The 9,482-nt window shown below is 64.3% G+C and carries 8 protein-coding genes; 3 read left to right on the top strand and 5 right to left on the bottom strand.

All coding sequences use genetic code 11. The features are described 5' to 3' along the window. The coding region (groES, locus tag ACN4E0_RS13495) for a co-chaperone GroES (protein WP_221601777.1) at positions 1–286 on the bottom strand (286 nt) is incomplete at its 3' end. A 227-nt stretch (positions 287–513) separates the two neighbouring features. Here groES and ACN4E0_RS13500 point away from each other — a divergent pair. Then, a complete protein-coding gene (locus ACN4E0_RS13500; protein WP_419568658.1) occupies positions 514–1,347 on the top strand; it encodes a mechanosensitive ion channel family protein in 834 nt (277 codons plus the stop codon). A 1-nt stretch (position 1,348) separates the two neighbouring features. Here ACN4E0_RS13500 and ACN4E0_RS13505 read toward each other — a convergent pair whose 3' ends face one another. From ACN4E0_RS13505 to ACN4E0_RS13520, 4 genes are all read right to left on the bottom strand, one after another. Next, positions 1,349–2,758: an MATE family efflux transporter gene (locus ACN4E0_RS13505; RefSeq protein WP_419568660.1), complete on the bottom strand. Its 1,410-nt coding sequence runs from the start codon at positions 2,756–2,758 to the stop codon at positions 1,349–1,351. Between the two features lie 191 nt (positions 2,759–2,949). Then, complete coding sequence (rplL, locus tag ACN4E0_RS13510; RefSeq protein WP_221601771.1) at positions 2,950–3,327, bottom strand: 50S ribosomal protein L7/L12; 378 nt, start codon at positions 3,325–3,327, stop codon at positions 2,950–2,952. A gap of 93 nt (positions 3,328–3,420) precedes the next feature. Continuing rightward, the gene (gene rplJ, locus ACN4E0_RS13515) at positions 3,421–3,936 is read right to left on the bottom strand and encodes a 50S ribosomal protein L10 (protein ID WP_103023013.1); all 516 of its coding nucleotides are present in this window, start codon (positions 3,934–3,936) and stop codon (positions 3,421–3,423) included. Positions 3,937–4,302: 366 nt separating this feature from the next. Further along, entirely contained in the window at positions 4,303–4,539 is a 237-nt protein-coding gene (locus ACN4E0_RS13520; protein WP_419568662.1) for a hypothetical protein, read from the bottom strand. Positions 4,540–4,853: 314 nt separating this feature from the next. Between ACN4E0_RS13520 and ACN4E0_RS13525 the strand changes: the two genes are divergently transcribed. Both ACN4E0_RS13525 and rpoB read left to right on the top strand, forming a co-directional pair. Then, positions 4,854–5,306 (top strand): YybH family protein, encoded by a 453-nt coding sequence (locus ACN4E0_RS13525; protein ID WP_419568664.1) that lies wholly within the window; start codon positions 4,854–4,856, stop codon positions 5,304–5,306. Between the two features lie 299 nt (positions 5,307–5,605). Further along, a partial coding sequence (gene rpoB, locus ACN4E0_RS13530; protein ID WP_419568666.1) for a DNA-directed RNA polymerase subunit beta occupies positions 5,606–9,482 on the top strand: 3,877 nt, incomplete at its 3' end.

Consider the following 9,482-nt stretch of genomic DNA (forward strand, 5'->3'; position numbering starts at 1 on the left):
AGCCGATGATCCCCATGATGTCGCTTTCCTTCATGATCAGCAGGTCTTCGCCATCGAGCTTGACCTCGGTGCCCGACCACTTGCCGAACAGCACGCGATCGCCGGCCTTGACGTCGAGCGGAGTGACCGTGCCGTCTTCCGCCTTGGCGCCGTTGCCGACGGCGACGATTTCGCCTTCGCTCGGCTTTTCCTTGGCGCTGTCGGGAATGATGATCCCGCCGGCGGTCTTCTCTTCGGCTTCGATGCGACGGACCAGAACGCGGTCGTGCAGCGGACGAAATGCCATGATGATGACCTCTCTCTTTTACGAGTTTGAAACATGTGTTGGCACTCACTCGGTGAGAGTGCCAGCGCGGGGCATTTGGGGACGGATCCGGAACGAGTCAACGGGACAGCGAACAAAAAAATGAACTCTTGGGATGGTACCGCGTTGGGGGTGGCGAAAGCGGGCGGTCCTTCCCATGTGGCGGCCCCGAACCCTTCCCCGCAGGCTAGAAGAGGGCCGTCTGAACAATGACCACCGACCAGACCATCGCTGCACTGACGATTCCCGAACAGATCTGGCTGTGGTTGCGGCTCAACATGATGGACATTGCCGGGGCCTTCGCGGTGCTGGTCATCGGCCTGCTGCTGGCGAAGATCGTCTCGGGCTGGGTGGAACGCGCGATGACCCGCTCGCCCCGCTTCGAGCCAACGGTGGCCAATTTCCTCTCCAACCTTGTCAAATATGCGCTGTGGGCGCTGGTGCTCGTGACCGTGCTGGGGCAATTCGGCGTCCAGACCACCAGCATCCTTGCGGCACTGGGCGGCATGGCGCTCGCGGTCGGGCTTGCGCTTCAGGGGACGCTGTCGAACGTGGCCTCGGGGGTGATGATCCTGGTGCAGAAGCCGTTCAAGATCGGCGAGGGCATCACCGCCGGTTCCGTCACGGGGACGGTTCAGCAGATCGGCCTGTTCACAACCGAGATCAAGCAGTTCGACGGCCTCTTCGTAATGGTCCCCAATTCCGAGCTGTGGAACCAGGCGATCGTCAATTTCAACCGCCACCCGACCCGCCGCTTCGAGCTCAAGGTGGGCATCGGATACGGCGACAGCATGGAAAAGGCGCGCAACGAACTGCTCGCACTGGCCGCGGCGGACGACCGCGTCCTGGAAGATCCCGCGCCGGTCGCCTTCGTCAGCTCGCTCGACGACAGTTCGGTCGGCATTGGCATGCGCGTATGGTGCAACACGCCCGACTATCTGGGGCTGACCTGGGACCTCACCGAGGCCGCCAAGGCGCGCTTCGACGCGGTCGGGATATCGATCCCCTTCCCGCAACGCGAGGTCACGCAGAAGGCGGCGTGAGCTATCCGCCTGCGCTGCGGCGTGTGAGCTCCAGCGTCTCGCGCCGCGCCCATCGCCAGGTGAGCAGGGCGGCAGCGAAGATCAGCCCGGTCGCGAGCCCGATCCACACGCCGGTGCCTTCGAGCGGGGTGCGAAACCCGAGCCACAGCGCAACGCCAAAGCCGGGGATCCAATAGCTGAATACCGCGATCAGCATGGGCACACGGGTGTCCTGCAGGCCGCGCAAGGCTCCGGCAGCAACAGCCTGGACGCCATCGAAGAGCTGGAAGGCGGCAGCGACCTTCATGTAGCGCACTGCGAAAACCACCATCGCGGCGTTCGTGGCGAGCGCCGGATCGATGTAGATGCGCAGGAGCGGCACCGGCGCCAGGATCATCAACGATGCGGTGAAAAGCATGAAGGTCGCGCCCATCGCGATGCCGACCCAGCCTGCACGTCCCATCGCCTCGCGATCGCCCGCGCCGTAGTGGTAGCCGACCCGGATCGTCGCCGCTTGACCGAGGCCGAAAGGGATCTGGAAGGCCAGCGCGGCGATTTGCAGCGCGATCGTATGCCCGGCGAGTTCGGCCGGACCGATCCGCCCCATCAGCAGTGCCGCCCCGCTGAACAGCCCGGCTTCGGCGATGATGATCACCATCACCGGCGTGCCCAGCACCACGAGTTCGCGCATCCGCGGCCATTCCGGCTTCCACCAGTTGCCGAAGATGCGATAGCGGCGCAGTCGCCGATCCCAGCGGATGGCGACAAGGTAGCTCGCGAACTGAACGATCGCCGTGCAGACGCTGGCGAGCGCCGACCCTTCGAGGCCCATGGCGGGTGCACCGAAATGGCCGAAGACGAAGGCGTAGTTGAAAACGACGCTGGCGACGAGCGCCACGCCGGTGATCGCGGTGGCAAAGACCGGTCGGCCGAGCGCGGAGACGAAATTGCGCAGGACGCTGGAGCCGATCATGGGCCACATCGCGAACATGATGATGACGAGGAAGTCGCCCGCGCGTTCGGCCAGCTCGTCCTGCTGGCCGGTGAGCCGCATCAGCGCCTCGCCCTGCCAGCAGATCGCCATGCCGACGAGGCCCGCGACGACCGACAGCCAGAAGGCCATCCGCACCGAGCGGCGCACCTCGCGGACCGAATGGCGCTGGCGGCCGAGTTCCTCGGCGATCAGGGCGGCGACCATCCCGACCAGCCCGGTGAAGGCCCACATCGTCAGGCCGAACAGCGCGACGCCCAGCGCCGACGCCGCCAGCTCATTTTCCCCGAGCCGGGCGACGAAGATGACGTCGACCGCGTGGACCAGCATCTGCAGCAGGTTGGCGAGCGCCAGCGGCCAGGCCAGCCGGAACGTCTCGCGGAGCTCGTCGGTCCATCCATCGCTGCCGATCGGCAGGGGCTCCAGGGCGTGATCGTGCATCATGCAGCCGGCCCGGATATGCGATGTGCGCAGCGCGCTCAAACGCCCAGCCGCCCGCGCGCGCATTTCGCGCTAACCATGATACCGGGGGGCCACAGTGTCGGCCCGCAACCCATGCGAAAAAGGGCGGCGCCTTGCGGCACCGCCCTTCGTCTGATCTCGCAAGCGAGATCGAAGCGTAAGCGAATGGCTTACTTGAGCTCGACGGTACCGCCGGCTGCTTCGATCTTGCCCTTGATTTCTTCGGCTTCAGCCTTGTTGACGCCTTCCTTGAGCGGCTTGGGCGCGCCTTCGACAAGAGCCTTGGCTTCCGAGAGGCCCAGACCGGTGATGGCGCGGACTTCCTTGATGACCTGGATCTTCTTGCCACCGTCGCCGGTCAGGACGACGTCGAATTCGTCCTTTTCTTCGGCTGCGGCACCAGCGTCGCCACCACCAGCGGGGGCGGCAACGGCAACGGCAGCGGCGGCGCTAACGCCCCACTCTTCTTCGAGCGCCTTGGCAAGCTCAGCGGCTTCCATGACGGTCAGCTTCGACAGTTCTTCAACAAGCTTGGCGATATCGGCCATGATGTTTCACTCCAAAATTAAGGCCGGGGTGCCCCCAAAAATGCCTGGGTGGCCATGCCCCGATGAATATATGTTCGTACGTCGAACCGGCTCTTACGCGGCTTCCTTGGCGCCATAGGCACCGAAAACGCGAGCGAGCATCGAGGTGGGTTCCTTGATCGTGCGGACGACCTTGGTCGCCGGCGCGTTGAGGAGGCCCACGATCGTGCCACGAAGTTCGTCGAGGCTCGGCATCGAGGCGAGTGCCTTGACCCCGGCTTCGTCGAGCTTCTGCGCGCCCATCGATCCACCCACGATTTCGATCTTGTCGGTGGTCTTGGCGAAGTCCACCACGGCCTTGGCCGCGGCGACCGGATCCTCGGAATAACCGAGGGCGGTCGGACCGGACAGGTACTCGTCGAGACCTGCGTAGTCGGTGTCCTTCAGGGCGAGCTTGGCCAGACGGTTCTTCGCAACCTGGTAAGTCGCACCGGCTTCACGCATCTTCGAGCGCAGTTCGGTCGACTGGGCGACCGTAAGGCCCAGGTTGCGGGTCACGACGACCACGCCAGCCTGGTTGAAGACTTCGCTGAGCTGGGCGACCGCATCGGCTTTCTGCGAACGATCCATGCCATACTCCTTCACTATGACCGGCCGGGATGGCTCCCGGACGGCCGGCTACGTTTGTCCATGCCGAAAACGACACGGGCGAGTCCGTTGATGGGGAAGGAGTGCGCCAGCTGGCGCGAAACGACGATGCGGGCATCGCCATGCAATCTCTGTTCCCCGTCTAGGCTGGAAATTAAGACCGGCAGATCCCGGTCACCAACTGTCTCGGACGGATGGCCGTTTGCACGGCCGGGCGCGCATCTAACCGAATTCTCCTGCGAGTCAAGACGCAGCGGTATCCGCGCGCATAAGCAAAGAGGCCCGTTCCTTGCGGAACGAGCCTCTCGCTATCCCGAGGTCGGCGCCGGAGCGCCGATCCGGAAGGGATTATTCAGCCGGAGCTTCTTCGGCCGGAGCTTCTTCGGTCGCTTCGGTAGCGGTCGCGTCGGTGGCGGTCGCGTCGACGGTAGCGTCCATGGTCATTTCGTCGGCGGCCGGGGTTTCTGCAACGACCGGTGCTTCGACGGTGGTTTCTTCGACCGGAGCTTCCTCGGCAGCCTTTTCACCGCAAGCGGCGAGGGTCAGCGCAACGGGAAGCGCGGCAACGAGAGCGATCTTCTTCATGTGATTCTATTCCTGTAACGCCATGATTGGCGTGGCCATAAAATAGCCCCATTTTCGCCAAGGAGAAGACACAATCTTCGTGGGCGCGAAAATTTTCTCGCGATCCTTGCGATGGCCAGGGCGACGGCGGGGGCGGAAGCGCGGTGGCAGTGGCGGAAAAGTCGTTCGCCGGGCGATGGATGCGATTGGTGGAGGAACCTTCGACCCGGCCGGGCCGATCCGCCATCGACCGCGCGTCTGATCGGAGGTCTCGGATGTATCGCGTGATGTCGGCCGCGGCCGTCCTGTGGCTTGCGGGTTGTTCCGGCCCTCCCGTGGCCGAGCCCACCGCCCAGGCGATCGGCGAGAAAACCGGCCTGACCGCAGGCGACCGCGAGGCGCTGCGGGCGCTCGACCACAGCTATGCCAAGGCGTGGCTGAAGCACGGAACCGCGGCGCAGTCGGAAGCGCTGCTCGCGCTCTTCGCCCCCGATGCGGTGATCTATCCGGGCGACGGGGGAGAGCCGCTGTCGGGCATGGGCGAAATGCGTGCCTTCTGGTTCCCCGAGGGCTCGCCCCCGACCGAAGTCGAATTCTTCGAGCGTGAACCCCTGGCGATCGAGGGCTCGCCGGCCCTTGCTGCGGTTTCGGGCCGCAGCAAGATCGCCTTCACCTATGCCGGCAAGCGCAGCGTCCAGAAAGGTTACTACATCATCCTTTCCCGACCGGACGAAGCCGGGCACTGGAAGGTCGTGCGGATGATGTGGAGCAATCGTCCGGTCGACTAATCCGTCAACAGTTCCTGATGCTCTCTCGATTCCCCGGTTGACCCGGGGCTCCCCAATTCCTACATGCCCGGCAACCGCACGCTTCGAGCGAGTCCGATTCATGCGCGGGGATCGGGCACAGGATGGAAGCGGCGTTTCCATAATCGCGACGCTTGAGAAGCTGCAGCAGGCCGCCGGAACAGGTGTGTCATCCGCTGCGGCCTTTTCGCGTCCCGACCATGGATCTCACGCGCATGAGACTTGAATTCCGGTCCCGACCGCGCGGGTCCGGCGCACACGAGAAGAGGTAACTACCCCTTATGGCTACCAAGGCGAAGGCTCCGAAGAAGACCCGGGGCACGAACGCGCAGGGCACGGCGAAGCGTCGTATCCGCAAGATCTTCGGCGACATTCACGAAGTCGTCGAAATGCCGAACCTGATCGAGGTGCAGCGCGAGAGCTACGAACAGTTCCTGCGCTCGAACAAGGAGATCGACTACGTCTCCGGCCTCGAGAAGACGCTGCGTTCGGTGTTCCCGATCCGCGATTTCGCCGGTACCGCCGAACTCGACTTCGTCCACTACGAACTCGAAGCGCCGAAATACGACATCGTCGAATGCCGCCAGCGCGGCATCACCTACGCCGCCCCGATGAAGGTCACGCTCCGCCTGATCGTGTTCGAGGTGGATCAGGAGACCGAAACCCGCTCGGTCCTCGATATCAAGGAGCAGGACGTCTACATGGGCGACATGCCCCTGATGACGGGCAACGGCACCTTCATCATCAACGGCACCGAGCGCGTGATCGTATCGCAGATGCACCGTTCGCCGGGTGTGCTGTTCGACCACGATCGCGGCAAGACGCACTCTTCGGGCAAGCTCCTCTTCGCCGCCCGCATCATTCCCTATCGCGGTAGCTGGCTCGACTTCGAATTCGACGCCAAGGACATCGTCAATGTCCGGATCGACCGTAAGCGCAAGCTGCCGGTCACCGCGCTGCTGTTCGCGCTCGGCCTCGATGCCGAGGACATCCTCAACCACTTCTACAAGACCGTGGCCTGGAAGCGTGCCAAGGACGGCTGGGAAATTCCCTTCGTCGCGGAACAGTGGCGGGGTCAGAAGCCGGCCTTCCCGCTGGTCGATGCCAAGACCGGCGAGGAAGTCTTCCCCGCCGGCCAGAAGATCAGCCCCCGCGCGGCCAACAAGGCTGGCAAGGACGGTCTCGAAACGCTGCTGTTGCCGACCGAGGAAATCTTCGGTCGCTACGCCAGCCGCGACATGATCGACGAGAAGACGGGTCGCATCTACATCGAAGCGGGCGACGAGGTCTCGGCCGAGAACCTCGAAGTGCTCGATGCCGCGGGTATCGACGCGATGGACCTGCTCGATATCGACCACGTCAACACCGGCCCGTGGATCCGCAACACGCTCAAGGTCGACAAGGCCGAGAACCGCGACGAGGGCCTCGAGGCGATCTACAAGGTCATGCGTCCGGGCGAACCGCCGACCAAGGAAACCGCCGAAGCGCTGTTCGAAGGCCTGTTCTTCGACGGCGAGCGCTACGACCTTTCGGCGGTCGGCCGCGTCAAGCTCAACATGCGCCTCGAGCTCGATGCCGAGGACACCGTCACCACGCTGCGCAAGGAAGACATCCTCGCAGTGGTCAAGGAGCTGGTCGACCTCAAGGACGGCAAGGGCGAAGTCGACGACATCGACAACCTCGGCAACCGCCGTGTCCGTTCGGTCGGCGAACTGCTCGAGAACCAGTACCGCGTCGGCCTGCTGCGCATGGAGCGCGCGGTCAAGGAACGCATGAGCTCGGTTGACGTGTCGACCGTGATGCCGAACGACCTGATCAACGCCAAGCCCGCCGTGGCCGCGGTGCGCGAGTTCTTCGGCTCGAGCCAGCTCTCGCAGTTCATGGACCAGACCAACCCGCTGTCCGAAGTCACCCACAAGCGCCGCGTTTCGGCGCTTGGCCCGGGCGGCCTCACGCGCGAGCGTGCCGGCTTCGAAGTGCGCGACGTCCACCCGACGCACTATGGCCGGATCTGCCCGATCGAGACGCCCGAAGGCCCGAACATCGGCCTGATCAACTCGCTCTCGACCTTCGCGCGCGTTAACAAATACGGCTTCATCGAAACCCCGTACCGCAAGGTGATCGACGGAAAGGTCACCGACGAGGTGGTCTACCTCTCGGCGATGGAAGAGCAGAAGCACACGGTGGCCCAGGCTTCGGCCGACCTCACCGAAGACGGCTCGTTCGTCGAAGAACTGGTTTCGGCCCGTCACGATGGCGACAACTTGATGGCGCCGCGCGACACCATCACCCTGATGGACGTCAGCCCCAAGCAGCTCGTCTCGGTCGCCGCATCGCTCATTCCGTTCCTGGAAAACGATGACGCCAACCGCGCCCTGATGGGCTCGAACATGCAGCGCCAGGCGGTTCCGCTGGTCAAGGCGGAAGCGCCCTGGGTCGGCACCGGCATGGAAGAAACCGTGGCGCGCGATTCGGGCGCTGCCATCGCGGCGACCCGCGGCGGCATCGTCGACCAGGTCGACGCGACGCGTATCGTGATACGTGCGATCGGCGACGTCGAGCCCGGCCAGTCGGGCGTCGACATCTACACGCTGCAGAAGTTCCAGCGTTCGAACCAGGACACCTGCATCAACCAGCGTCCGCTGGTGAAGGTCGGTGAAACGGTCGAGGCCGGCGACATCATCGCCGACGGTCCCTCGACCGACCTCGGCGAACTGGCGCTGGGCCGCAACAGCCTTGTCGCCTTCATGCCCTGGAACGGCTACAACTACGAAGACTCGATCCTGATCAGCGAACGGATCGTGAAGGACGACGTGTTCACCTCGATCCACATCGAGGAATTCGAAGTCATGGCCCGCGACACCAAGCTCGGGCCCGAGGACATCACCCGCGACATCCCGAACGTCGGCGAGGAAGCCCTGCGCAACCTCGACGAGGCCGGCATCGTCTACATCGGCGCCGAAGTGCACCCGGGCGACATCCTGGTCGGCAAGATCACGCCCAAGGGCGAAAGCCCGATGACGCCGGAAGAGAAGCTGCTGCGCGCGATCTTCGGCGAAAAGGCCAGCGACGTGCGCGACACCTCGCTCCGCCTGCCGCCGGGCGTCGCCGGGACGATCGTCGAGGTCCGCGTCTTCAACCGCCACGGCATCGAGATCGACGACCGTACGCGGGCGATCCAGAACGAGGAAATCGAACGCCTCCGCAAGGACTCGAACGACGAACGCGCGATCCTCAACCGGGCGACCTACAACCGCCTCAAGGACATGCTCGTCGGCCAGACCGCTTCGGCCGCGCCGAAGGGAGTCAAGAAGGGCGGTGAGATCACCGAGGAACTGCTCGAAGGCGTCGACCGCCACGAATGGTTCAAGTTCGCCGTCGCCGACGACGGTCGCCAGGCGCAGCTCGAAGCCGTCAAGTCGCAGTACGACGAAGCGGTCAAATTCATCGAAGAGAAGTTCGAGGACCGCAAGGAAAAGCTCGAGCGCGGTGACGAACTCGCCCCGGGCGTGCTCAAGATGGTCAAGGTCTTCGTCGCGGTGAAGCGCAAGCTTCAGCCGGGCGACAAGATGGCCGGCCGTCACGGGAACAAGGGTGTCATCAGCCGCATCCTGCCGGTCGAGGACATGCCGTTCCTCGAAGACGGGACCCCGGTCGACATCGTCCTCAACCCGCTCGGCGTGCCGTCGCGCATGAACGTCGGGCAGATCTTCGAAACGCACCTCGGCATGGCGGCCCGTAACCTGGGCCACCAGATCGGCGAGCAGCTCGAAGAGTGGAAGCGGGCGAACCCCGATGCCGCCGAGGACTATGCCAAGGCCAAGCCGCCCGAAGCCGTCATTGCGCGGCTCAAGGACGTCTACGGCGAAGAGTATCACGATGCGATCGAGAGCCGTTCGACCGCGGATATCGTGGAATTGGCGAGCAACCTCACCGCGGGTGTCCCGATGGGCACGCCGGTGTTCGACGGTGCGCGCGAAGGCGACGTGACGATCGAGCTCGAAAAGGCCGGTCTCCACAGCTCGGGCCAGTCGGTGCTGTTCGACGGGCGCACGGGTGAGGCCTTCGACCGCAAGGTCACCGTGGGCATCATCTACATGCTCAAGCTGCACCACCTCGTCGACGACAAGATCCACGCCCGTTCGATCGGCCCCTACA

Origin of the sequence: Qipengyuania sp., from assembly GCF_048550555.1 — a bacterium.
In the GTDB taxonomy this organism is placed as follows: Bacteria; Pseudomonadota; Alphaproteobacteria; order Sphingomonadales; family Sphingomonadaceae; genus Qipengyuania.

What these genes read in the sequence shown, in the direction of transcription:
- ACN4E0_RS13500 (WP_419568658.1), top strand. Translation starts at nt 514, where the DNA reads ATGACCACCGACCAGACCATCGCTGCACTGACGATTCCCGAACAGATC.
- ACN4E0_RS13505 (WP_419568660.1), bottom strand. Translation starts at nt 2,758, where the DNA reads ATGCACGATCACGCCCTGGAGCCCCTGCCGATCGGCAGCGATGGATGG.
- rplL (WP_221601771.1), bottom strand. Translation starts at nt 3,327, where the DNA reads ATGGCCGATATCGCCAAGCTTGTTGAAGAACTGTCGAAGCTGACCGTC.
- rplJ (WP_103023013.1), bottom strand. Translation starts at nt 3,936, where the DNA reads ATGGATCGTTCGCAGAAAGCCGATGCGGTCGCCCAGCTCAGCGAAGTC.
- ACN4E0_RS13520 (WP_419568662.1), bottom strand. Translation starts at nt 4,539, where the DNA reads ATGAAGAAGATCGCTCTCGTTGCCGCGCTTCCCGTTGCGCTGACCCTC.